At 53.0% G+C, this 24,579-nt stretch carries 24 protein-coding genes and 2 tRNA genes; 14 read left to right on the top strand and 12 right to left on the bottom strand.

Features of this window, described 5'->3' with window-relative positions; translation table 11 throughout:
- Positions 1-15 precede the first annotated feature (15 nt).
- Positions 16-423: a histone-like nucleoid-structuring protein H-NS gene (hns, locus tag WN53_RS22250; protein WP_024486694.1), complete on the top strand. Its 408-nt coding sequence runs from the start codon at positions 16-18 to the stop codon at positions 421-423.
- Between the two features lie 169 nt (positions 424-592).
- Here the strand turns inward: hns and WN53_RS22255 are convergent, their stop codons facing one another.
- The 4 genes from WN53_RS22255 to rssA all read right to left on the bottom strand — a co-directional run bounded on the left by WN53_RS22255 (position 593) and on the right by rssA (position 5,370).
- Positions 593-1,603 carry an NAD-dependent epimerase gene (locus tag WN53_RS22255; RefSeq protein WP_024486693.1) on the bottom strand — a complete coding sequence of 337 codons (1,011 nt, stop codon included), beginning with the start codon at positions 1,601-1,603 and terminating at the stop codon, positions 593-595.
- 9 nt (positions 1,604-1,612) lie between these two features.
- On the bottom strand, positions 1,613-2,956 hold the full coding sequence (locus WN53_RS22260; protein WP_046808297.1) for a UDP-glucose dehydrogenase family protein: 1,344 nt from the start codon (positions 2,954-2,956) through the stop codon (positions 1,613-1,615).
- Positions 2,957-3,339: 383 nt separating this feature from the next.
- A complete protein-coding gene (rssB, locus tag WN53_RS22265; RefSeq protein ID WP_024486673.1) occupies positions 3,340-4,353 on the bottom strand; it encodes a two-component system response regulator RssB in 1,014 nt (337 codons plus the stop codon).
- Positions 4,354-4,458: 105 nt separating this feature from the next.
- Positions 4,459-5,370, bottom strand: a complete 912-nt coding sequence (rssA, locus tag WN53_RS22270) for a patatin-like phospholipase RssA (protein ID WP_024486672.1) — start codon at positions 5,368-5,370, stop codon at positions 4,459-4,461.
- 146 nt (positions 5,371-5,516) lie between these two features.
- Between rssA and WN53_RS22275 the strand changes: the two genes are divergently transcribed.
- From WN53_RS22275 to WN53_RS22305, 7 genes are all read left to right on the top strand, one after another.
- Positions 5,517-5,975 (top strand): YchJ family protein, encoded by a 459-nt coding sequence (locus tag WN53_RS22275; protein WP_024486671.1) that lies wholly within the window; start codon positions 5,517-5,519, stop codon positions 5,973-5,975.
- A 37-nt stretch (positions 5,976-6,012) separates the two neighbouring features.
- Positions 6,013-6,861, top strand: coding sequence for a formyltetrahydrofolate deformylase (gene purU, locus WN53_RS22280; protein WP_024486670.1), 849 nt, complete (start codon positions 6,013-6,015; stop codon positions 6,859-6,861).
- A gap of 212 nt (positions 6,862-7,073) precedes the next feature.
- Positions 7,074-7,158 (top strand) — tRNA-Tyr (locus tag WN53_RS22285).
- 226 nt (positions 7,159-7,384) lie between these two features.
- Positions 7,385-7,469, top strand: a tRNA-Tyr gene (locus tag WN53_RS22290).
- 642 nt (positions 7,470-8,111) lie between these two features.
- Positions 8,112-8,684 (top strand): LOG family protein, encoded by a 573-nt coding sequence (locus tag WN53_RS22295; RefSeq protein WP_024486669.1) that lies wholly within the window; start codon positions 8,112-8,114, stop codon positions 8,682-8,684.
- 102 nt (positions 8,685-8,786) lie between these two features.
- Positions 8,787-9,590, top strand: a complete 804-nt coding sequence (gene xthA / locus WN53_RS22300) for an exodeoxyribonuclease III (RefSeq protein ID WP_046808298.1) — start codon at positions 8,787-8,789, stop codon at positions 9,588-9,590.
- 44 nt (positions 9,591-9,634) lie between these two features.
- The gene (locus WN53_RS22305; RefSeq protein WP_024486971.1) at positions 9,635-10,087 is read left to right on the top strand and encodes a pyrimidine (deoxy)nucleoside triphosphate diphosphatase; all 453 of its coding nucleotides are present in this window, start codon (positions 9,635-9,637) and stop codon (positions 10,085-10,087) included.
- A gap of 50 nt (positions 10,088-10,137) precedes the next feature.
- On the opposite strand, the gene WN53_RS22310 is transcribed toward WN53_RS22305, so the two are convergent.
- From WN53_RS22310 to WN53_RS22330, 5 genes are all read right to left on the bottom strand, one after another.
- A complete protein-coding gene (locus WN53_RS22310) occupies positions 10,138-10,419 on the bottom strand; it encodes a DUF1496 domain-containing protein (protein WP_024486970.1) in 282 nt (93 codons plus the stop codon).
- On the bottom strand, positions 10,416-12,341 hold the full coding sequence (locus WN53_RS22315) for a DNA topoisomerase III (protein ID WP_024486969.1): 1,926 nt from the start codon (positions 12,339-12,341) through the stop codon (positions 10,416-10,418). Before WN53_RS22315 ends, WN53_RS22310 begins: the two co-directional genes overlap by 4 nt.
- Positions 12,341-13,459, bottom strand: coding sequence for a tRNA 2-selenouridine(34) synthase MnmH (gene mnmH, locus WN53_RS22320; RefSeq protein ID WP_046808299.1), 1,119 nt, complete (start codon positions 13,457-13,459; stop codon positions 12,341-12,343). The genes WN53_RS22315 and mnmH overlap by 1 nt, the downstream gene beginning before the upstream one ends.
- Positions 13,459-14,502, bottom strand: a complete 1,044-nt coding sequence (gene selD, locus WN53_RS22325; protein ID WP_021806611.1) for a selenide, water dikinase SelD — start codon at positions 14,500-14,502, stop codon at positions 13,459-13,461. The genes mnmH and selD overlap by 1 nt, the downstream gene beginning before the upstream one ends.
- Before the next feature lie 172 nt (positions 14,503-14,674).
- Positions 14,675-15,226, bottom strand: coding sequence for an NAD(P)H nitroreductase (locus WN53_RS22330; protein ID WP_024485385.1), 552 nt, complete (start codon positions 15,224-15,226; stop codon positions 14,675-14,677).
- 181 nt (positions 15,227-15,407) lie between these two features.
- Here WN53_RS22330 and sppA point away from each other — a divergent pair, with 181 nt between their 5' ends.
- The 4 genes from sppA to chiD all read left to right on the top strand — a co-directional run bounded on the left by sppA (position 15,408) and on the right by chiD (position 20,544).
- On the top strand, positions 15,408-17,261 hold the full coding sequence (gene sppA, locus WN53_RS22335; RefSeq protein ID WP_024485386.1) for a signal peptide peptidase SppA: 1,854 nt from the start codon (positions 15,408-15,410) through the stop codon (positions 17,259-17,261).
- A 92-nt stretch (positions 17,262-17,353) separates the two neighbouring features.
- Entirely contained in the window at positions 17,354-18,370 is a 1,017-nt protein-coding gene (ansA, locus tag WN53_RS22340; protein ID WP_024485387.1) for an asparaginase, read from the top strand.
- Positions 18,371-18,388: 18 nt separating this feature from the next.
- The gene (gene pncA, locus WN53_RS22345) at positions 18,389-19,021 is read left to right on the top strand and encodes a bifunctional nicotinamidase/pyrazinamidase (RefSeq protein WP_024485388.1); all 633 of its coding nucleotides are present in this window, start codon (positions 18,389-18,391) and stop codon (positions 19,019-19,021) included.
- Between the two features lie 242 nt (positions 19,022-19,263).
- Positions 19,264-20,544, top strand: a complete 1,281-nt coding sequence (chiD, locus tag WN53_RS22350; protein ID WP_024485389.1) for a chitinase ChiD — start codon at positions 19,264-19,266, stop codon at positions 20,542-20,544.
- A gap of 41 nt (positions 20,545-20,585) precedes the next feature.
- Here chiD and WN53_RS22355 read toward each other — a convergent pair whose 3' ends face one another.
- Both WN53_RS22355 and msrB read right to left on the bottom strand, forming a co-directional pair.
- Positions 20,586-20,858, bottom strand: a complete 273-nt coding sequence (locus WN53_RS22355; protein WP_021181206.1) for a YeaC family protein — start codon at positions 20,856-20,858, stop codon at positions 20,586-20,588.
- A 64-nt stretch (positions 20,859-20,922) separates the two neighbouring features.
- Positions 20,923-21,336 (bottom strand): peptide-methionine (R)-S-oxide reductase MsrB, encoded by a 414-nt coding sequence (msrB, locus tag WN53_RS22360; protein ID WP_024485390.1) that lies wholly within the window; start codon positions 21,334-21,336, stop codon positions 20,923-20,925.
- Positions 21,337-21,683: 347 nt separating this feature from the next.
- Between msrB and gapA the strand changes: the two genes are divergently transcribed.
- Both gapA and WN53_RS22370 read left to right on the top strand, forming a co-directional pair.
- Positions 21,684-22,679, top strand: a complete 996-nt coding sequence (gene gapA, locus WN53_RS22365) for a glyceraldehyde-3-phosphate dehydrogenase (protein WP_029987603.1) — start codon at positions 21,684-21,686, stop codon at positions 22,677-22,679.
- A gap of 83 nt (positions 22,680-22,762) precedes the next feature.
- Positions 22,763-23,638: a D-hexose-6-phosphate mutarotase gene (locus tag WN53_RS22370; RefSeq protein WP_046808300.1), complete on the top strand. Its 876-nt coding sequence runs from the start codon at positions 22,763-22,765 to the stop codon at positions 23,636-23,638.
- Positions 23,639-23,763: 125 nt separating this feature from the next.
- Here WN53_RS22370 and WN53_RS22375 read toward each other — a convergent pair whose 3' ends face one another.
- Positions 23,764-24,468 (bottom strand): MipA/OmpV family protein, encoded by a 705-nt coding sequence (locus tag WN53_RS22375; RefSeq protein WP_037412700.1) that lies wholly within the window; start codon positions 24,466-24,468, stop codon positions 23,764-23,766.
- Positions 24,469-24,579: the final 111 nt, after the last annotated feature.

Below are 24,579 nucleotides of genomic sequence, written 5' to 3' on the forward strand. Positions count from 1 at the left end.
TTGAGAGCTAGAACAATGAGCGAAGCATTGAAGATTTTGAACAACATCCGTACTCTACGTGCACAGGCAAGAGAATGCAGCCTGGAAACACTGGAAGAGATGCTGGAGAAGCTGGAAGTTGTTGTTAACGAACGCCGCGAAGAAGACAGCCAGGCTCAAGCAGAAATTGAAGAGCGCACTCGTAAACTGCAACAATACCGCGAAATGCTGATTGCAGACGGTATTGATCCAAACGAACTGCTGCAAACTATGGCTGCTACCAAAGCCGCTGGTAAAGCAAAGCGTGCTGCACGCCCAGCTAAATACCACTATAAAGATGAAAACGGCGAAATGAAAACCTGGACTGGCCAGGGCCGTACTCCAGCCGTGATTAAAAAAGCTATCGAAGAGCAAGGCAAATCTCTGGACGATTTCCTGCTGTAATAGCATTTTAGTTACCTTCAAAAGGCTCCCTATGGGAGCCTTTTTGCTTTGCACCCACGGTAATCACCCTGCCCTTCACGCGCGTTATCCCGGTTGACTAGCAAAATTCTCATGTACTGGAAAAGAAAAAGGGGCCAAAGCCCCTTTATTTTACCCGTCTATCGTTCGGTTACTGAACGTTATAAAACGCCCGATACCAATCAACAAACCGTTTAACCCCTTCATCAACGCTGGTCTCAGGTTTAAACGCGATAGTCTGGTACAGCTCCTCGGTATCCGCGCTGGTATCCAAAACGTCACCAGGCTGCATCGGCAGCATATTTTTGTGCGCCGTGATACCTAACGCAGCCTCCAGAGCATGAATATATTCCATTAACTTAATAGGGCTACTATTGCCGATATTATAGACATGGTAAGGCGCAGAACTGCTGGCTGGAGACCCTTGTTCCACCGTCCAATTGGCATTGGGTTGAGGAACAATGGCCTGCAAGCGCACTACCGCCTCGGCAATATCATCAATGTAAGTAAAGTCACGATGCATCTCACCGTGGTTATATACATCAATGCTCTCACCGGCCAATATCGCCTTGGTGAATTTAAACAGCGCCATGTCAGGACGCCCCCAAGGACCATATACGGTGAAAAAACGCAGGCCGGTGGTTGGCAGACCATATAAATGCGAATAGCTGTGCGACATAAGCTCATTGGCTTTTTTCGTCGCCGCATACAGGGATATTGGGTGATCGACCGAGTCATCCGTCGAAAACGGTAGCTTGCGATTCAGGCCATAAACCGAGCTGGAGGACGCGTACAGCAAATGCCCAACTTTATTATGCCGACACCCTTCAAGAATGTTCAAATGGCCAATCAGGTTGGAATCCGCATAAGCCAAGGGGTTATCCAGCGAATAACGCACCCCGGCCTGGGCGCCAAGGTGAATGACCCGCTCAAACTGATGTTCAGCAAACAGCTCGGCAATTCCATTGCGATCGGCCAAATCCAGTTTGATAAACTGAAATGCTGGCCGATTAGCCAGCATGTCGAGCCGTGCCTGTTTCAGGCTGACAGCGTAATAATCATTCAGGTTGTCGATACCGACAACCTGATGCCCCATGGCTAGCAGGCGCTCCGTTACGTGATAACCAATAAATCCTGCAGCGCCTGTAACCAGGAATTTCATGCTCACCTCTTAGATGACCGGCTTAATCGATGCGCCACGACCAATACCATAATAAGTAAAGCCGCGAGCTTGCAGACGTTCTGGATCAAACAGGTTACGGCCATCAAAAATGACGGGCTGCTTCAAGGCTGCCTTAATCGCATCAAAATCCGGAGCACGGAAATTCTGCCATTCGGTACAGATCACCAACGCATCGGCTCCCTGTAACGCAGCTTCTTTGGTACCCATCAGTTTCAGATCGGCACGTTGCCCATAGATACGCTGCGCTTCTGCCATGGCTTCCGGGTCATAGGCTTGCACGCTGGCGCCTAATTCCCACAAGGTCTCCATCAGCACGCGGCTGGAAGCTTCACGCATATCGTCAGTATTAGGTTTAAACGCCAGGCCCCACAGCGCGAAGGTTTTCCCTTTTACATCATTAGCAAAATGATGCTTGATGAACTGGGTCAGCTTATATTTCTGCTGGTTGTTCACCTGCTCTACCGCCTGCAACAGTTTCGGTTGATAACCGATATGCTCTGCCGTACGGATTAGCGCCTGAACGTCTTTCGGGAAGCAGGAGCCGCCGTAGCCACAGCCTGGATAAATGAAGTGATAGCCAATACGTGAATCCGAACCGATCCCCTGACGCACTTTTTCAATGTCCGCACCCAGCATCTCTGCCAGATTGGAGATTTCGTTCATAAAGCTGATTTTGGTCGCCAGCATGCAGTTGGCGGCATATTTGGTCAGCTCTGCGCTGCGGATATCCATCAGGATCATGCGGTCGTGATTGCGGTTGAACGGCTCATACAGCTCACGCAGCGGCTCAATGACGTCTTTGTTATCGGTGCCCAGCACGATACGCTCAGGGCGCATACAATCGGCAACAGCAGCCCCTTCCTTGAGGAACTCCGGGTTGGAGACGACATCAAACGCCAAGTCGCTGCCGCGCTTGCGCAGCGTTTCAGTCATCACTTCACGAACTTTATCAGCGGTACCTACCGGTACGGTTGACTTATCGATCACCACTTTGCGGTCTGTCATATGTTCGGCGATGGTGCGTGCCACGGCGGTGACATATTTCAGATCGGCAGAACCATCTTCGTCCGGTGGCGTTCCCACGGCGATAAACTGGATCGCGCCATGAGCAACACCGGCTTTCGCATCGGTAGTGAAATGTAGGCGACCGGCTTCATAGTTTTGCTGTACCAACGAAGTCAGGCCCGGTTCAAAGATCGGAATATTGCCTTTTTTGAGGTTTTCGACCTTCTGTTCATCGATGTCGATACACATGACATCATGACCCACATCAGCCAACACGGCTGCCTGTACCAGGCCAACATAGCCAATACCGAAAACGGTTACTTTCATCGGGAAGTCCTAATTTTCAAATTTAACAAAAAGTTATCAAGCTACTTCTGTTTGTCTGCCGCCCTAGGCAGCAGCCAAACCAACAATTCTTTACCCGTGTTGGGTGGTCTTTTCGTCTCGACACGCTATGGGTCAAAGAGCTCACAAACGGGCTTGTCACCCGAAAATGGCTACTGAGATCCTGACGATCTATCTAAGTAGCTCTATTTTTTCGCTCTCAAATTGCGCACTTACGCCGCCATACGAAAAACCCGCAAAGTATACCAGCTTAAAACCGCTGAGTATTACCCCAAGCTCAAATAGCAATAAATTAGGACAACTACCTATGGAAACGACGTTAATGGAGAATAGGCAGGGGCAATTGCTGGAGTTCCATTGATGATTTATTCAGCACTCAGCATCAGACGTAACCGGCCGCCGCTACCCCAGACCTGGCACTGCCAAGCATCACAGCGTTGGCTAATTTGATTCATGTAAGTGGTGCCAAGCGTTCCCAAGGGTACGCCATTACTTAATTGAATCAGGTTATCCCCTGTATTTACATTGGCATGCAAACCGGCAGAGGCCAGCACCAAATTCTTATATTCGGCATGATAATAACCCACCAACAGCGGAAATTGGCCTTCTAACTTGCCTTGGCGCAATAATTGGTTAACTTGTTTTAACAATGCGGACATTTGCGGCAGGCGATGTTGTTGATTGGCTAAATGATCTTGCAGTAAGCCGTTGAATAACGCACGCAATAGCAAGGCAGCCATCACGCCATTTTCTCCCGCACGGGTGACATCCAGGCAATAAAACGCCAGGTCTTTATCCGATAGCGCCGCGATATCCAACACCAACCCCGGATTTTCGCTGGTGGTTAATTGCCGATAATTAATACGGCAACCGGCAATAGACTGCTGCACGGGTGGTTGTAACTGCTTGAGTAATCTCACGGCCTCGGAGGGGTTTTGGCTTAATGCCTGCCAATCCTGGAACAACTCGGCCTCTTCGATCGCCTGCGAAGTAAACATATTTGGATAGAGGCAAGCCAGTACCGCTTCACGCAGCCGATTGAGATCGCTCAACGGTTTCAGCAGCACATCCTGCACGCCGAGCCGTAGCACCTTGGCGATATCCGCCATCTTATCGGTCGCGGAGATCACCAATACCGGGATCTTTATCCCTTGCAAGCGCAGATGCTCAACAAACTCGATGCCGTCCATTTCCGGCATGGCGAGATCGCACAGGATCAGATCGGGAGCGAACTCTTCAACCGCACTCAACGCCACAAGGCCATTGGCCGCCTCGCTGGTTTGTGCTCCCAAGGATGCAAGATAACCTACAAGCACAGAACGGAAAACCTGTTCGTCCTCAACGATTAAGATGCGCTTGCTTATCAGTGGTAATGCCATCGACCCAGCCTCTTCCCTTTTGATGTTGTAATAGTGGCTCATAATGAGCACTTGTGCTTGTCGAAAACACGCCCAATAGCATCATTCCACCCTAACAAATGGTAATCATTTATTTTTTATCAATGGAGCCAAAACATCTATCTGTTTTTCGACTGCCAAGCGGCCCGCCTCTATCGCCTCGCTGGCGCGATGGAAATCCAGGGTAGATATCTGTGGGCAATACGGCTGGATCAGCACGTCTGGCGGGTCACTGGCCATACGGGTTCGCTTCACCCGATTCTCCAGCATCTGAATCGAGGTGCTCATGATTTCCATCGCCGTGGGGGTGAAGGTGGTTTTCTTCAGCATCATTTTATTCATGCGTTCCCGCAGGCGGTCACGCCAGTTATTGGCATCGCTAATGCTTGTTTCACTCTGCTCGCCAGCATCATTGCGTACCGAAAACAGATCCTGCTGCATCAGGTGCGCGTCATGTTGCAAATCCACGGCAATCACTATGTCTGCCCCCATCGCCCTGGCCAATGAAATAGGAACCGGGTTGACCAAGGCGCCATCCACCAACCAATATCCATCAAACCAGACCGGTGCCAACAAGCCCGGCATGCTGCAGGAAGCACGAATGGCCTGGTGGATATCCCCTTTAGTCATCCACAGCTCACGGCCGGTACTGAGGTTGGTGGTCACCGCACCGAATTTCAGTGAGCAGTCGGTAAAGTCGTTAATTTTCAGTATTTGGCCAACGACGTTAAATACGCGTTCGCCGCGTAATAATCCACCGCGCTGCCAAGAGAGATCCATCAGCCTGATCACGTCCCAGTAGCTGAATGAGCGTACCCACTTCTCCATCGCTGGCAAACGATGGCTGGCAAACGCCGCCCCAACCAGTGCTCCCACGGAACATCCTGCAACAATATCTGCTTCGATACCCAGCTTACGCAGTGCGTTAATCACGCCGATATGCGCCCACCCCTTGGCGGCACCGGCCCCTAATGCCAACCCGATTTTAACTTTCCGCATGCTTCGCCTATCCTTTGCTCGGTGAATTCACTCAACCCAATCGCAGGGTACATTGTCATCAACGAATGATGTTAGGTAACATATGCGTTAAATTCATTTTAGCTGCGGCTTTACATCACGCGAGCTAACCACTGAGAGGCGTTATTTTGACTGAGCTATGCCCCTGCGGCAGCGGGCAGGACTACAGCGCTTGCTGTGCGCCCTATATAACAGGTACTCAATACGCTATGTCGCCGGGCATTTTAATGCGTTCGAGATATTCCGCCTATGTAAAACGGGATGTAGATTATCTTATTGCGACCTGGCACCCAGACTGCAACCCTGAAGAGTGGCGCAGCGCCATCAGCAGTAGCTTTGGCAATACCGAATGGCTTGGGTTGACGGTGGTTGCGGAAACCGCTGGCAATAGCGCCAATGAGGGGTTCGTGGAATTCATCGCCCGCTCGCGCGATGGAGAAAGCGAGAGTGCCATGCATGAGCGTTCCCGCTTCCTTCGCCTTGAACAACGCTGGTACTATATCGACGGAACCAAACCTCAACCGGGCAGAAATGCCGTTTGCCCCTGCGGTTCAGGCAAAAAATATAAAAAGTGCTGCGGGCAATAAGCCTGCGGGTTCAGAATCAGACGGAATCGACACACTCATGCCACAGCAAAACATACAAAGAAAAATTTTACGCACCATCTGCCCCGATGCCAAAGGGCTGATCGCCAAGATCACCAACATTTGTTACAAGCACGAATTGAACATTGTGCAGAACAATGAGTTTGTCGATCACCTCACCGGTCGTTTCTTTATGCGTACCGAGCTGGAAGGGATCTTCAATGATACGACGCTGTTGGCCGATCTGGACGGCGCGTTACCAGAGGGTTCAGAGCGCGAACTGCACAGCGCAGGCCGCCGCCGTATTGTGGTGCTAGTCACCAAAGAAGCCCACTGCCTGGGCGATCTGCTGATGAAAAGCGCCTATGGCGGCTTGGATGTTGAGATTGCCGCCGTCATTGGCAACCACACCACGTTGCAGACGCTGGTTGAACGTTTTGACATTCCGTTCCATCTGGTCAGCCACGAAGGGCTGACGCGTGAGCAGCATGATCAACAGATGATCGCGCAGATCGACCAATACCAGCCTGATTACGTAGTCTTGGCCAAGTATATGCGCGTGCTGACCCCGGCTTTCGTTCAGCATTACCCGAACCAGGTGATCAATATTCACCATTCGTTCCTGCCAGCCTTTATCGGTGCAAGACCTTATCACCAGGCTTATGAGCGTGGCGTGAAGATCATCGGGGCAACGGCGCACTACGTGAACGACAGTCTGGATGAAGGCCCAATCATTATGCAGGACGTTATTCATGTCGATCACACCTATTCGGCAGAAGATATGATGCGTGCCGGGCGTGACGTGGAGAAAAACGTGCTTAGCCGCGCACTGTATCGTGTGCTGGCTCAACGCGTGTTCGTCTACGGTAACCGCACGGTGATCCTGTAATTGGTTAACAAAGCGGTGTCTTTCGTTCACGGAAGCACCGCTGAGAATAAAAAAGCGACAAACAATTCATTTTCTGCATTTCAATGCTTTACACAAGCGCTTCATTTGATATGATGCGCCCCGCTTACCGAGACAGACGTTTCGCAAGCAATGATGTAGTACGAAGGGATCTAGCCGATTCCCAGTAAATAGTAGTGAACCATGATCATCATGGTGGGGTTCCCGAGCGGCCAAAGGGAGCAGACTGTAAATCTGCCGTCACAGACTTCGAAGGTTCGAATCCTTCCCCCACCACCATCTTCTCTTCAGCCACTAAAATGAAATGTTGTTCAGAGTTTCATTTAGCACTGAAGGGGAAGGATGAGAAGCTTCGACCAAGGTTCGAGTCCACATAGCGGACAACGCGCTTGCGCGGTAATCCTTCTCACCACCACCGCAACTGTGGCAAGAGAGATGGATGACTCAGTAGTACCAGAGAGGATTTGCCAACTTTCTGTTCAAAATTAGCAACCATGAATACCATGGTGGGGTTCCCGAGCGGCCAAAGGGAGCAGACTGTAAATCTGCCGTCACAGACTTCGAAGGTTCGAATCCTTCCCCCACCACCATCTTCTTATAGACCTCCTCAGTTTTAAGTCGTCATCTCATTCCCATACAGCACTGAGCAGGGAAGGATGAGAAGCGTCGACCAAGGTTCGAGTCCACACAGTGGACAACGCGCTTGCGCGGTCATCCTCCCCACCACCATCTTCTTATAAGCCTCCCAGTTTTAAATCATCATCTCATTCCCATGTACCACCGAACCAAATAGCTGCCCCTTATTGTGCTACAGGTGGAAGTCATACAGAACGCCGACACGCCGTAAACCCGTCCCTGGGGGCTCGCAATCGCGCATCCATGCGCTCAACGGTCGGCTAACCTGCATTGACTCCCACCGGTCTCAAGCTTAGGTGTCGCGGTATAAAACACTATGACTCAGACAACTAGCCTCATCTTTACGAAGTCATCCTCCCCGCCACCATCCTTGCATACCCTTCACAGACTAAATATTTCCGTCAAATCATCATGTACCACCGAACCAAATAGCTGCTCCTTATTGTGCTACAGGTGGAAGTCGCGGTATAAAACACTACCTGGTTTCATCTCTATGAAGTCCTCCTCCTCACCACCATCGCAACATCAATTCCCCTTGAACTAAATCCCGCAATTCGCTATACCACTGGCTTCGTTAAAAGCAGCAAGGGAAAGTCATGCGTAACAACATTTGTATCTTTTGTGGTGCCAGCGAGGGTAATAATCCAGCCTATGTCGAACATGCCCGCCAACTAGGTCATCTGCTTGCCACCCAAGGGCGGCGTCTGGTGTATGGCGGTGGTAAAAAAGGGTTAATGGGTGTGGTAGCAGACGCGGTACTAGAGGCTGGTGGTGAAGCAATAGGCATCATTCCCCAACGGCTGGTCGAGGCCGAAACGGCGCACCGTGGCCTGACCGAGCTGGAAATCGTCCCCGACATGCACACCCGTAAGGCGCGGATGGCCGAACTGGCCGACGGTTTTATTGCCTTGCCTGGCGGCATCGGTACGCTGGAAGAGCTGTTCGAAATCTGGACCTGGGGGCAGATCGGTTACCACAGCAAGCCGGTCGGGCTGCTGGATGTTAACGGTTTTTACCACCCGCTAAGCCAGTTTTTACAGCACGTCGCCGATCAAGGTTTTATGCGACATGATTACCTCAAGACCCTGCATATCAGCGATTCTCCGGCAGCCTTAATCCAGCTGTTTGATGACTATCAGCCGCAGAATTACGACCGTTGGGCGAAATAATCCCTGACTACCAGCGGCAAACCGCCGCTGGTCCGCGTTACATTTTCGGCCAAACTCTGCTACTATCTGAACACATTTTTTCGGATAAAAACGGCAGCGCTCATGAAGTTTGTTTCTTTTAATATCAATGGACTGCGTGCACGTCCGCATCAACTGGCAGCAATTATCGAGCAGCATCAGCCGGATGTGATCGGCCTGCAGGAAACCAAAGTCCACGACGATATGTTCCCGCTGGAAGAAGTCAGCCAACACGGCTATCACGTGTTCTATCATGGGCAGAAAGGCCATTACGGCGTGGCGTTGCTGACTAAAGATGAACCTCTTGCCGTACGCCGCGGTTTTCCTACTGATGAAGAAGATGCGCAGCGTCGTATCATCATGGCCGATCTGGCGACGCCACAAGGCACATTGACGGTGATTAATGGGTACTTCCCGCAAGGAGAAAGCCGCGACCACCCTATCAAATTTCCGGCCAAAACCCGCTTTTATCAAGATCTGCAAAATTATCTGCAACAACTGCCGGCAGAGTCGCAAGTGTTGATCATGGGCGATATGAACATCAGCCCAAGCGATCTGGACATCGGTATTGGTGAAGAGAGTCGCAAACGTTGGTTGCGCACCGGCAAATGCTCCTTCCTGCCGGAAGAGCGTGAGTGGATGGGCCGCCTGCTGGACTGGGGTCTGGTAGATACTTACCGTCATGCCAACCCTGAGCGTAACGATGAGTTCTCATGGTTTGACTATCGTTCACGCGGTTTTGATGAAAACCGTGGCCTACGCATCGATCTGCTGCTGGCTAACACCTCATTGGCTGCGCGCTGTACCGCCACCGGCATTGATTATCAGATCCGTGCCATGGAGAAGCCTTCAGACCATGCTCCTGTCTGGGCCGAGTTCGCACTGTAATCTCCCTGCCCCGATGCACGTCGGGGCAATATCGAATCCAAGCTATGAAAATCATTGATGTCGTTGCCGCCATTATCGAACAAGACGGCAAGATCCTGCTCGCCCAACGCGATAGCAGCAGCGATCAGGCTGGCCTATGGGAGTTTCCCGGCGGTAAGGTCGAAATGGCTGAGAGCCAGCCCCAGGCGCTCGCTCGTGAGCTGAGGGAAGAGTTGGGCATTATTGCTAAAGTGGGGAGTTTTGTGGCCAGCAATCAGTGGCAACAAAGCGAGAGGGTCATTCGGCTACATGCCTGGCAAGTTAACTCCTTCAGCGGGGAGTTACAGCTACATTGCCATAGCGCATTTGCTTGGGTTACACCCGAGCAGGCCAGAGATTACCCGCTACCCCCCGCCGATATCCCACTGCTGGAAAGTTATATCCGCTTATTATCCCCCTCACCCAAACCCTCTCCTTTAGTGAGAGGGAGCTGTAATAGAGCCGTTGTCAGGAATTGAAATCAATTGGTGGCACGGCTAAGGTGAGTAAAGAAATCAGATAGTTGCAATCACCGCTTGAGGCGGATCCAGATTAACGGATTGGTGCCCGTGACGTTAGGGTCACGCGCGCACTGCATCATCTCGTCGCCCACTTTCAGCAACGCACCTTCAGAATAGTTTTGATTCTGATAAATGCAGCAACGGTTGCAAGGCGGCGGCGTTGTCGTGGTACGTGCGGTACCCCATATTTCAGGGGAAACCGGCACGACGACATCGACGTTACCGCGATTGGCCAATACGCTGGTGGAAAACAGTGCCAAACAACCAATCAACAAGGGTATGCGGCTCATTCACTTTTCTCCCGTGCCTTACCGGCACTCTTTTTACGCTTTTTCGCCCCGGCTGACGGTGCAGGCGACAAGCCACGAAACGCTATACTGGCCCGGCTCTGCTTAGCCTGATAGATCAGCTGTTGCAGTGTGCCCTCCAGCGGTTGCATAAAGTCCTGATAACGGCAGGATTTTTCGCTGATTTGCGTCAACGTAGACTCCCACTGCGCCGTCATATCAGGGCGAGCCGCCAGGTCCGGCAATGAATGGATCAGTGCCCGCCCGGTTTCGCTGGAATGAATATAGCGCCCTTTCTTGTAGAGAAACGCCCGCTTGAAGAGCAGCTCGATAATACCTGCGCGCGTTGCCTCTGTCCCTAAACCATCGGTCGCTCGCAGGATTTTCTTTAGCGCTTTATCCTGCACAAAACGCGCGATCCCGGTCATGGCCGACAATAGGCTGGCATCGGTAAAGGGTCGCGGCGGTTGAGTCTGGCGTTCTACCACTTCGCCACGCTCGCACAGCAACTCATCGTCTTTGGCGACAACGGGCAGTGGTGCACCTTCGTTTTCCTCATCACGCTCTTTACTACCCAGCAGGGTGCGCCAGCCTGCTTCGGCCAGGAAACGCGCCTTGGCGATAAACTTGCCGCCGGCGATATCCAGCTCGATGACGCACTTGCGGAACATCGCATCCGGGCAAAACTGCATCAGATACTGGCGTGCCACCAAACCGTAAACGTTCAGTTCATCCTGGCTCAGGCTGGCCTTGCTAGCACGCGCCGTAGGAATAATCGCGTGGTGAGCATCGACCTTTTTATCGTCCCAACAGCGGTTACGGCGCTCGCTATCGATAATCGGCTGTGGATAGAGATCCGGCTGATGTACGCTGATGGCGTTCAACACCGCATGGCGTCCGGCAAAGTGTTCCTCTGGCAGATAACGGCAGTCAGAACGCGGGTAAGTGATCAGCTTGTGGGTTTCATACAGCCGTTGGCAAACGTCCAACACCTGCTGGGCACTGAGGTTAAAGCGTTTCGACGCCTCAATCTGCAGCGTGGAAAGGGAAAACGGCAGCGGAGCGGTATCTGATTCCCGTTTATCATTATACGAGGTGACCAGTGCCGGTGCGCCCTCGATGCGTTTAACCACATGTTCGGCCAATGGCCGGTGCAGTAAACGCCCTTCCTCATCCTGGTAAGGTTCGCAGGATTCACTCGGCTGCCACAGGGCGACAAAGCGCTCCTCCTTCGGCGTGACGATATGCGCTTTCACCTCAAAGAAGTCTTTCGAAACGAAGTTTTCGATCTCTTCATCGCGCCGCACCACCAGCCCCAACACGGGCGTCTGTACCCGCCCCACCGACAGCACACCGTCGTAGCCCGCGTTACGCCCTAGCAGCGTATAGGCGCGGGTCATGTTGATGCCGTAAAGCCAGTCTGCACGCGCACGCGCTAACGCGGAAACGCACAGCGGGATAAAATCACGGTTATCACGCAGGCGCTGTACCGCACGCTCCACCGCCTGTGGGTTAAGATCGTTAATCAGGCAACGCCGCACGTTCTGGCGCTTTTCCTGCGTCAGTGCCAGATAATCCAGCACCTCATCCACCAGCAACTGCCCTTCCCGATCCGGGTCACCCGCGTGGATCACTTCGTCGGCCTCTGCCAGCAGCTTTTTGATCGCGTTCAGCTGCTTGCTGACCGAAGGGCGCGGCTGCAACAGCCACTTCTGCGGGATTATCGGTAAGTCCGCCAACGACCAGCGCGCGTAACGGCTGTCGTAAGCATCCGGCTGGGCCTGTTCTAACAGGTGCCCAACGCACCAGGTCACCACATCGTTGCTGCCACAGGCAATAAAGCCGTCACCCCGACGATGGGGCTTGGGTAATACATCAGCAATGGCGCGGGCCAAACTCGGTTTTTCGGCTATAAACAGTCGCATTATTCACCGTTATTCTGGCTATACGTCATCAGGAACTCTCTGACTTGCGCGTAATTACCGCGAAAGATCACACGTTGGGTTTTCTTCTCTAATTGGTAGCGATACATCGGGTCGTAATAGTGTTGCAGCAGCGGCACCAGCCATTGTTGATGCGCTTCGCTTTGGCCAGTGAGCCGTTGTACCTGCAGCGCCGATTCGAGACGCAGCGTCAATTGCTGGAACAGTTCCAGCCCCAGGCGGCGGCGGATGGCAAACAGGCCATGGTGCAGATATTCATCATATTGCTGCCAGCCGTCTTGTTCGCCATAGACTTGCTCAAAGGCAATGCGCATCCGGTCGATGTACTCATCTTGCAGGCGTGCCACACGCACATCAAACGGATCGTCAATCACCACCAGGGCAGCCTGCTGCATGCCATTGAACAAGCTTAAAGGCAGATTGGTAGAACCGATAATCCGGCTTTCATCTTCCAACACCCAATGCCGGCAACCAGCATGCTGCTTTTTCAGCATGCGTATGGCCAGATGATTTTCGAAATCTATCTGGGTAGGCTGTTTCACCAGCGTACGGCCAAAGGAGGAGCCGCGATGATGGGCGATCCCTTCCAGATCGATACCGGCCGCCAACTCATTAATCAGTAGCGTCTTGCCACAGCCGGTGTTACCGCCAACGATCAGCATAGGCAACGCAGCGGCGTCCTCAAGCGCACCGAGCAAAAAATTGCGCAGCGCCTTGTAGCCGCCTACCACGCGTGGATAGTCAACACCGGCCTCTCGCAGCCACTGTTGTACCAATTGTGAACGTAGACCACCGCGGAAACAGTAGATATAACCTTCTGGTTGCCGGGCACACTGTTCGATCCAGGCCTGCGTGCGCTGCTCACGCAGTTTACCGTTGACCAGGCTGTGCCCAAGAGCGATCGCAGCTTGTTGACCATGCTGCTTGTAGCAGGTGCCCACCGCCTGACGTTCACTGTCGCTCATCAGCGGCAGGTTAACTGAACAGGGGAATGCCCCCTGCGTAAACTCTATCGGCGCGCGCACGTCAATCAGCGGCACATCCTGAAGAAAAAGGCGCTGGTAGTCTTGCGTATCCTGTCGAGTCTGTATCGTTGACACTAGACAACCTCGATCAGTGGTTTGCCCGCCTGTGCGGCCTGCAATTCACCAATCGCGTTCAGCGTGATGCCATGACGTGCCGCTATCGCCTGCACTTCGGCTTCGGCTTCCGGCAATACCGCCAGCAGCAAACCGCCGGAGGTTTGCGGATCGCACAGTAATTGACGTTGCAGATCGCTCATGGCGCCAACCAGGTGACCATAGCTTTCAAAGTTACGCCCGGTACCACCCGGTACGCAGCCTTCGCTGATATACCGTTCGACATCAGGCAATTTCGGTACGCATTCGAACCATACGGTTGCCTGCAGATCGGAACCCTGGCACATCTCGCTAAGGTGGCCAAGCAGGCCAAAGCCGGTGACATCGGTCATCGCCGTAACGCCAGCTACTTCGGCAAAGTCCGCCCCAGGCTTGTTCAACTGGCACATGACCTCTGTAGCCAGGCCTTGGTGTTCGGCCAGCAGTTTGCTTTTCTTCTCTGCAGTGGTCAGCACGCCAATGCCCAGTGGTTTGGTCAGGAATAGCTTGGTGCCTGCCTGCGCCGCACTGTTTTTCTTCACCAGCTCGGTTTTGACGATGCCGGTCACGGCCAAGCCAAAAATCGGCTCTGGGGCATCAATAGAATGGCCACCAGCCAATGCAATCCCCGCCTGCTGGCAAGCATAGCGGCCACCGTCGATCACCTGTTGGGCAACCTCTGCGGGCAACTTGGCAATCGGCCAGCCGAGAATAGCGATGGCCATGATCGGTTTTCCGCCCATGGCATACACGTCGCTGATGGCGTTGGCTGCCGCAATACGGCCAAAATCAAACGGATCGTCGACGATCGGCATAAAGAAATCGGTGGTGCTGATAATGCCCACGCCGTTACCGATGTCATACACCGCGGCATCATCACGCGTTTCATTGCCCACCAGCAGATGGGGATCGATAAACTTTTCCTGCTCGCTATGCAGTATCGTTTCAAGCACTTTGGGTGAGATTTTACAGCCGCAGCCAGCGCCGTGGCTGTACTGGGTCAAACGAATGGCCGGCGATGTCATAGTCCACTCCCTCTGGGTAACAAACGAACGTAAGGATATCACAATGGGATATAGGGTAGCGCTTGCCGAGGGGATTGATAAGAGCAGGTTGGCATTATGCGTGCGACCTGCTCAGAAACAGTACAAAACTGCGGGTTATCGCGCATTATCGAGCGAGTTCCCGCATAGCGGATCAGAAGTAACGGACGAAAGGCGTACTGTCTGGAGCGACCACTTTTGTCGAGCCTTTTAACTGCGGCGTGCCTAAATAGAGGAAACCGACGATCTCGTCCTGCTCGCGGCAGGCGAAGGCTTCTCGCACTAACGGATGCTCTGTCCAGGCACCGCTGCGCCAGATACCATTAAAGCCTTGCGCCAAGGCGGCCATTTGCATCGCCTGCACCGCGCAACCGGCAGAGACCACCTGCTCCCAGCGCGGCACTTTCGGATTTTCACTGCAATGAGCAACCACCGTGATAATCAGAGGCGCACGAAAAGGTGCCTGTTTGGCCTTTTCTACCGCACTCTCATCCAGCTCATCGTGTCTGGCGGCCGCTTGCAGTAATTCACTGAAACGCTGCAGACCCTGATCCTCGATCAGGATAAAACGCCACGGCTGTAACGCCCCGTGATCCGGCGCGCGCAGCCCGGCGTTGATGATATTCTGGCGCACTTCACCTGTGGGTGCCGGGGCAGTCAGGCGTGACGCAGAACGGCGATTGAGTAAAAGATCCAGTGCATCCATCATTAACTCCTGATAACAATTTGCATTTAAATCACGTTAACATAGCTCTACATAGAGTTACAGCCTCTGTAATACTGTCTATACCCATTGCCATTCAAGCTGCATGGGGAGATTTAAAGCTGACTTTTCTTCGGCCGCTCATTAGGATAGCGGAACATTCTAGACTCTTGTTGGAGAGCACATGCGCACATTGGGGCGAATTATTGCAGGTATTTTCAGATGGACATGGCGTCTGCTGAATTTTGTCAGGGAACTTATCCTGAACTTGTTCCTGATTTTCTTGATCCTGGTCGGGGTCGGTATTTATCTTTCACTCCAAGGCAATTCTTCGGCAGTAGCACCGCATGGCGCACTGCTGGTCGATCTCAGCGGCGTGGTGGTTGATCAACCTTCGGTGAACAACCGGGTTCGTCAGTGGGGCCGCGAACTGCTGGGTGCTTCTAGCAACCGTCTACAGGAAAACTCACTGTTTGACCTGGTGGATACCATTCGCAAAGCCAAAGATGATAAAAACATCACCGGTATGGTATTGCAGCTGAATGATTTTGCCGGGGCGGATCAGCCTTCCCTGCAATACATCGGTAAAGCACTGCGTGAATTCCGCGACAGCGGTAAACCGATCTATGCCATCGGCGATAGCTATAACCAAACGCAATACTACCTGGCCAGCTATGCCAACAAGATCTACCTGTCACCTCAGGGTGCCGTCGATCTGCATGGTTTCGCCACCAACAACCTTTACTACAAATCCCTGTTGGAGAAGCTGAAGGTCACCACCAATATTTTCCGCGTGGGCACCTATAAATCTGCTGTAGAACCGCTGATCCGTGACGATATGTCACCGGCAGCGCGGGAAGCCGATAGCCGCTGGGTCGGCGGGCTGTGGCAAAACTATCTGGATACGGTGGCGGCTAACCGTCAACTCACACCAGATCAGTTGTTCCCTGGCGCAGCAGATATTCTCAGTGGCTTGAAGGCAGCGGGTGGCGACACTGCGCAGTTCGCCCTGAACAGCAAACTGGTCGATGAATTGGCATCTCGCACTGCTATAGAAACACAGTTGGTGAAAACCTTCGGTTGGGACAAGCAGAGCAATGACTTCAATGCGGTCAGCATCTACGATTACCAACCGCAGCCGTCACCGGATCAGGGCGGTGAGATCGCCGTTATCTTCGTCAATGGCGCGATCATGGATGGCCCACAGACGCCAGGATCGGTCGGTGGCGATACCACGGCCTCACAACTGCGTCAGGCACGTCTGGATCCGAAAATCAAAGCCGTCATCCTGCGCGTTAATAGCCCTGGCGGTAGCGTCAGCGCTTCAGAAGTGATCCGCTCCGAGCTGGCCGCGGTTCGCGCCGCAGGTAAACCGGTGGTGGTTTCCATGGGTGGAATGGCCGCGTCTGGCGGTTACTGGGTGTCGACCCCGGCAGATTACATTATCGCCAGCCCGAGCACCCTCACCGGCTCCATCGGTATCTTCGGCGTGATCAACACTTACGAGAACACGCTGGATAGCGTTGGGGTACATACCGACGGCGTCGCGACATCACCACTGGCCGATCTGGCAGTGACGAAAGCACTGCCTCCAGAGTTCTCGCAGATGATGCAGTTGAACATCGAGAACGGTTACAAGAACTTCATCAACCTGGTGGCAACCGCCCGGAAAATGACGCCAGAGCAGGTCGATCACATTGCTCAGGGTCATGTCTGGATCGGTAGCGACGCCAAGAAAAATGGCCTGATCGACCAGCTGGGTGACTTTGACGACGCCGTGAAGAAAGCGGCAGAGCTGGCCAAGCTGCCACAGTGGCAACTCAACTGGTTTATCGATGCCCCTAGCATGACGGATATGCTGCTCAGCCAGTTTGGCGTCTCTATCCACGCCATGCTGCCTGCGGCGATCCAGTCAATGCTGCCAGCCCCGTTGGCATCGGTGGCGCTGGCGGTGAAAGAACAGCCTGGCCTGTTTAATAACCTGAACGATCCGCAACATCGTTATGCCATATGCCTGACTTGCGGAGAGGTCCGTTAACAAATAAATCTCTAGCCCGGCACCCGCCGGGCTTTTTTTCTCCTGCTATCTCCCTATAATTCAGCCTATCTGACAGCCACAAGATCAAAGCCATGCAAAAGAAATCCATTTACGTCGCCTATACCGGTGGCACTATCGGTATGCAGCGTTCCGAACAAGGGTACATCCCGGTTTCCGGCCACCTACAGCGCCAGCTGGCACTGATGCCCGAGTTCCATCGCCCCGAGATGCCGGATTTCACCATTCATGAATATGCCCCGTTGATCGACTCTTCGGATATGACACCCGAGGACTGGCAGCATATCGCCGACGACATCAAACAGAATTACTCAAGCTATGACGGCTTTGTTATTCTGCACGGCACCGACACCATGGCGTTTACCGCTTCCGCCCTGTCCTTCATGCTGGAGAACCTGGATAAGCCGGTGATCGTCACTGGGTCGCAAATCCCGCTGGCAGAATTGCGCTCCGACGGCCAAACCAATCTGTTGAATGCCCTCTATCTGGCCGCTAATCATCCGGTGAACGAGGTCAGCCTGTTTTTCAACAATAAGCTGTTTCGTGGCAACCGTACCACCAAGGCACATGCCGACGGCTTTGATGCCTTCGCCTCACCCAACCTGCCGCCCTTGCTGGAAGCGGGTATCCACATACGCCGCCAGACCGGCATCGCCTCCCCGGTGTGCAACGGGGAATTGATCGTGCATAACATCACGCCACAGCCCATCGGCGTGGTGACGATTTATCCGGGGATTTCCGGTGCCGTGGTGCGTAACTTCCTGCTGCAACCGGTCAAAGCCCTGATCCTGCGCTCTTACGGCGTCGGTAACGCGCCGCAAAAGGCCGAATTGGTGGATGAATTGCGTGATGCTTCCGAGCGTGGCATCGTAGTTGTCAACCTGACACAATGTATCTCTGGCCGGGTCAATATGGAAGGCTATGCGACCGGTAATGCCCTGGCTCATGCTGGCGTCATCAGCGGTTTTGATATGACGGTGGAGGCCGCGCTGACCAAGCTGCATTACCTGTTGAGCCAGCCGTTAACCCCAGAAGAAATCCGCAGCCTGATGCAACAAGACCTACGTGGCGAATTAAGCGCTGCGGGCTAACCCGAAGTGGGAACTCTGATGAAAACTGCTCTGTTGCTGATTGATTTACAAAACGACTTTTGCCCCGGCGGCGCTTTAGGCGTGGCAGAAGGTGATGCCACCATTGACGTCGCCAATCAGGCTATCGCAGCCAGCCTGGCCCGTAATGAAGCGGTGATCGCCAGCCAGGACTGGCACCCGGCGGATCATCGCAGTTTTGCGATTAACTCCAACGCACAGATTGGTACGCTTGGGGAACTGGAAGGCCTGCCTCAGGTTTGGTGGCCAGTGCACTGCGTTCAGGACAGTCCTGGCGCAGAGCTTCATCCACAGCTTGATAAGCAGCACATCGCGGCGATATTCCGTAAGGGCGAGAACTCGGATATCGATAGCTATAGTGCTTTCTTTGATAACGGGCATCGGGCGCAAACGGCGCTCGATGGCTGGCTGAAGGAGCGCGGCATCACTCATCTCGCCGTGATGGGGCTGGCCACCGATTATTGCGTCAAGTTCAGCGTGTTAGATGCCTTGCGTTTGGGTTATCAGACTCAAGTCATCACCGATGGCTGCCGCGGTGTCAATTTAAGCCCCGATGACAGCGAGCAGGCATTGGCAGAAATGCAGTCGGCTGGCGCACAGTTAGTTACACTGTCACAGTTTATTCAGCGCTAACGGTTTTTGGGGCTGCTTGACCTTAGCGCCCCATATTCCCCACCAACCGCTTTATTTTCGACGCTGCTCACATTCCCACCATTCTTCTGCGCGCTCACCTTGTTCCCTCCCGTCTCTTTTGCTGTTATGGCTGCTGATGCATTGGCATCAATAAGTTATACGCATCCGGGGCCTGCCGAGCCCGGCTTTATTGATACCGCCATAGGCGGTTCAGGTCGGCCTTGCTGACCAAAGGAGACAACATGGCTTTAACCCGTAAACTGCTGCCCTTGCTGGTAGCGGTGCAACTCGGTATGGCTGGCGCGAGCATCGCGCACGCCGCACCTTATCTTTCTGTCGGCTACTTTAACGGCGGTGGCGACGTGACCGCCGGGCCTGGCGGTGATATCAACCAGTTGGACGTCAGCCAGATCACCCACCTCAACTACTCTTTTGGCCTGATTTATAACGCTGAAAAAGAGGAAACTAACCCGGCACTGAAAGATCCCTCCCGCCTGCACCAAATCTATCTCTCCCCAAAAGTCGAAGCAGACTTAAAGCGCTTACCCGTATTGCGCCAACAAAATCCGGCGCTGAAGGTTTTGCTGTCCGTTGGCGGCTGGGGAGCCCGTGGGTTCTCCGGCGCGGCAGCCACACCGGAAAGCCGGGCGGTGTTTATCCGTTCGGTGCAGGAGGTGATTGCCAAGTATCAGCTCGATGGTATCGATCTGGATTGGGAATATCCGGTTAACGGTGCCTGGGGATTAGTGGAAAGCCAACCGGCCGACAAAGCCAATTTCACCACCCTACTGAGCGAACTGCATCAGGAGCTAGGCAAAGAAAAACTGCTGACCATCGCCGTAGGCGCCAACGTCAAAAGTCCGCAGGAATGGGTAGACGTTAAGGCTATCGCGCCCTATCTGGACTACATCAATCTGATGACCTACGACATGGCGTACGGTACCCAGTATTTCAACTCCAATCTCTATGACTCCAAACAATGGCCAACCGTGGCCGCCGCCGACAAGTACAGCGCCGACTACGTGGTCAACAACTATCTGGCCGCCGGGCTGAAGCCTGCTCAACTCAATCTGGGGATCGGTTTCTATGGCCGGGTACCTAAACGCGCCACCGAGCCGGGTATTGATTGGGATGTAGCTGATGCGGCCAAGCACCCTGTCACCCAGCCCTATTTCACCGCACGTGAAAAAGACGTCTTTAAATCGCTGGGTGTGGATTTGGATAAAGACAGCTACATCAAATACAACGATATCGTGAACAAGATGCTGAAAGACCCACAGCGGCGCTTCACCGCGCATTGGGATAACGAGGCCAAGGTGCCCTATCTGATGATGAAGTCAACCGAAGGCAAACCACTGTTCGCGATAAGCTATGAGAACCCACGCTCGGTAGCCATCAAGGCCGAGTACATCAAGAGCAAAGGATTGGGAGGGGCGATGTTCTGGGAGTATGGTGCGGACGATAACAACCGCCTGGCCCATCAGCTAGCCGAAAGCTTAGGCTTGAGCCCGCAGAAGCAGTAAAACCTTCAGGGCGATGGCAACATCGCCCTGCCAGCAACAGGTTACTGCGGCTTCAGCTTGGCCAACGGCTCGGCCATAAACTGCTGCTTCAGCTCCTGTTTGCTTTTCATCACGATTTGCCCGTCGGTGCCAATGCTCATATGTTGTGGGTCCGCATTGTTCATCGACTGCCACAGCATCACCGCCTGCAGGCTGTGTTCTTTCTGCTCTGGAGTCAGTGCCACACCATCCGGCCACTTACCCAGTTCTACTGCCAGCACCAGCCGCTGGTAGATTTCCGGCGTCATGGCCGCAATCAGATCTTTTACTTCCATCAGAGCATGTCCTCACCCACGGATGAATAATTAGCTGAATCGATTTTGTTGGTTTAGTTACAGCTTAACCTGCCGTTTGCTCGCCATTCTCGTCGTCGGTGAAATTCAGTGACGCGGAGTTGACACAGTAGCGTTCGCCAGTCGGCTGCGGACCATCGGGAAACACGTGTCCCAAATGCGCGTCGCAGCTGCCACAGCGGATCTCGACTCTATGCATATTATGTGAATTATCATCAAGATAACGAATAGCATCGTCCGAAACCGGTTGATAGAAGCTGGGCCAGCCGCAGCCAGAATCAAACTTGCTGGCGGAGAAGAACAATGGCGCGTTACAGCACAGGCAATGGTACACGCCCTCACGCTGGTTATGCAGTAATTTACCGCTATAGGGGGCTTCGGTGCCACGCTCTTGCGTCACATAACGTTGGATTTCATTCAGTTCCGTGAGCGGTGTCTTAGGGGTTATCTCTTTAGCCATTTGTGCTATTCCCGCAATGTGGATAATGTCAACGAAAACAATGAGTAATAATAACAAAAAATTAACAACGCTGCAGGGCTTTTTAGCCTAAACTGTACGGCATAAAGGTTACGCTGCCGCCATATGTGACTTTGATCACATATCTTGCACGTACTGACTTTATACTTGGCGGTTTGCCCCCATATGGATGGGAGGACAAACGTAAATGGAATGTGCGATTTGTGTGCAAAACCGGGCCTCTGGTTTGACTTGCAGCAAGAATTGACACGATTCCGCTTGACGCTCGGTAAGGTTTTTGTAATTTTACAACCAACCTTTTATTCACTAACAAATAGCTGGTGGAATATATGACTATCAAAGTAGGTATCAACGGTTTTGGCCGTATCGGTCGCATTGTTTTCCGTGCTGCTCAGGAACGTTCTGACATCGAAATCGTTGCAATCAACGACCTGTTAGACGCAGAGTACATGGCTTACATGCTGAAGTATGACTCTACTCATGGCCGTTTCGACGGTACTGTAGAAGTTAAAGACGGCCACCTGGTTGTTAACGGCAAAACCATCCGTTGTACCTCAGAAAGAGATCCGGCTAACCTGAAGTGGAACGAAGTCAACGTTGACATCGTTGCTGAAGCAACTGGCCTGTTCCTGACTGACGAAACTGCACGTAAACACATCGCTGCAGGTGCTAAGAAAGTTGTTCTGACTGGCCCATCTAAAGATGACACCCCTATGTTCGTTATGGGCGTGAACCACAAGTCTTACGCTGGCCAAGAAATCGTTTCCAACGCTTCTTGTACCACCAACTGCCTGGCACCACTGGCTAAAGTAATCAACGACAAGTTCGGCATCGTTGAAGCTCTGATGACCACCGTGCATGCTACTACCGCAACTCAGAAAACCGTTGATGGCCCGTCTCACAAAGACTGGCGCGGCGGCCGCGGCGCATCCCAGAACATCATCCCTTCTTCTACCGGTGCTGCTAAAGCAGTAGGTAAAGTCATCCCAGAACTGAACGGCAAACTGACCGGTATGGCGTTCCGCGTTCCTACTCCGAACGTGTCTGTGGTTGACCTGACTGCCCGTCTGGCAAAACCAGCTTCTTACAAAGAAATCTGTGCTGCTATCAAAGCTGCTTCAGAAGGCGAGCTGAAAGGCGTGCTGGGCTACACCGAAGACGAAGTGGTTTCTACCGATTTCAACGGCGAGAAACTGACTTCTGTGTTCGATGCTAAAGCCGGTATCGCGCTGAGCGACACCTTTGTGAAACTGGTTTCTTGGTACGATAACGAAACTGGCTACTCAAACAAAGTACTGGACCTGATCGCTCACATCTCCAAGTAATGGCTTGATGCGCAGTTGATTATCAAGGGCGACACTAGTGTCGCCCTTTTTATTTGTTTTTGCGGCGAAAAGAAGGCAACAACATGAACGAAAAAATCTTCACCCTACCCGTTAGCGAACAAATCACCCCTTTTATCAGCCAACGCCAACTGGACGAACTGCCAGTGGTGGTGGTTTCTCACCCCAAAGTCCGTGCGGCCATTACTCTGCAAGGGGCCCATCTGCTGGCCTGGCAGCCAAGCGGTGATAAACCGGTGCTTTGGCTGAGCAACAATACGCCATTCAAAAACGGCGTGGCGATCCGCGGCGGCGTACCGATCTGCTGGCCGTGGTTTGGCCCGGCAGGTAGCCCATCCCACGGCTTTGCCCGTAATCAGCCGTGGCAGCTTACCGCGCACGATGAAGATGAAAACGGCGTGATCCTGACCTTCACGCTGCAAGACAACGAACAAACCCGCAAATTGTGGCCACATGCTTTCACCCTGATCGCCCGCTTCAAGCTGGGTGAAGAGTGTGAGATGGAGCTGGAATCACACGGTGACTACCAGGCTACCGCTGCTCTGCACAGCTATTTCCAGATCGGCGACATCGACAAGGTGAAAGTTGCCGGTTTAGGCGAGCATTATATCGATAAGGTGGCGAAGGGGATCGAGGCTCGTCAGGTTGGCGAGCTGGAGTTTACAGGGCAAACCGATCGCGTCTACACCCAGGCTACGCCTTGCAGCCTGATCAAGGACCCGGTGTTGCAACGCACCATCGAGGTCAATCATCACTATATGAGTGATGTGATCGCCTGGAACCCAGGTGTCGAGCTTTCCTGCAGCATGGCCGACATGCCAAACGACGGTTACAAAACCATGGTCTGTGTGGAAACCGGGCGCGTAAGCAAGCCGCTGATCGCCTCTGGGGAGCAACCTGCCCGCTTGGCGATGAAAATCCGCAGCATAAAAAATAGCTGATCAAACTGGGGCGAATCCAACTTCGCCCCTCCTCTCTTGATCATCCACCGCACCACAGATGTGCAAAAGGAGCGTTTCCGCCCCTTTTCGATGCACTCACTGCACCAAGATAATGCTCCGTACGCTTAGAAGGTGTAAGTCACACCCGTCCACAGCATGCCGGTATAAGATTTATCAACCATTGGGCTGTCTTTAACTTCGCTGTCCAGGCGCAAATAACGGCCCGTGAAGAAGGCATTCCAGTTAGCGTTGATATTATAGTTGGTGGTCAACTCGACGTATGGCGACCAGCTATCGCTCGGCTTATAGGTGTTGAAGGTACTACGGCGGGACTCATCACCATTGATGCCATAGTAGTATTGGTTCTGGTTTGAGCTGTTCCAGTTTACCCCGATGCCAGGAGCAAAGCTCCAGGAGTCCACCTGGAACTTATAGAGATAGGCGATATCGCCCACCAGGCCGTTACTGTTGTTCAGCGTATCGCCAGAGAAGGCCGTACGGATCGTTCCCCACTCGGCATTATGTGTAAAGGCCACACCGGCCATCATGGTGCTACGGCGCTTGTCCAACTGCTTCATGCGGTCGTCGTCACTGTCGCCTGGCTTATAGTGCAACGGCGAGTAATAGGCGATCAGGCTCAGCTGATTTTGCTGATCTTTCCACAGGTTGTAACCAGCCAACAGCGTATGGAAGTAAAAATCATCGCCATCGTAATTGATGATAGGAACGGGATAGACACGATCCTGATAACCACGATAAGGGTCGGGGCTGACCAGCGCTGAAGCACCGAGTGACCAGCTTCCTGCCTGAGCACTGTGCGCACAAACCATTGCGGAAGCGATAATTGCTAGCGTTTTGAGTTTAGATATCTTCACTGGTTTTTTCCATAAATAACAAGATGTAATTAACCGCTATAGTTTATGTGAAAACCGACCAGCCTG

The sequence above is a fragment of the Serratia fonticola genome (assembly GCF_001006005.1).
In the GTDB taxonomy this organism is placed as follows: Bacteria; Pseudomonadota; Gammaproteobacteria; order Enterobacterales; family Enterobacteriaceae; genus Chania; species Chania fonticola.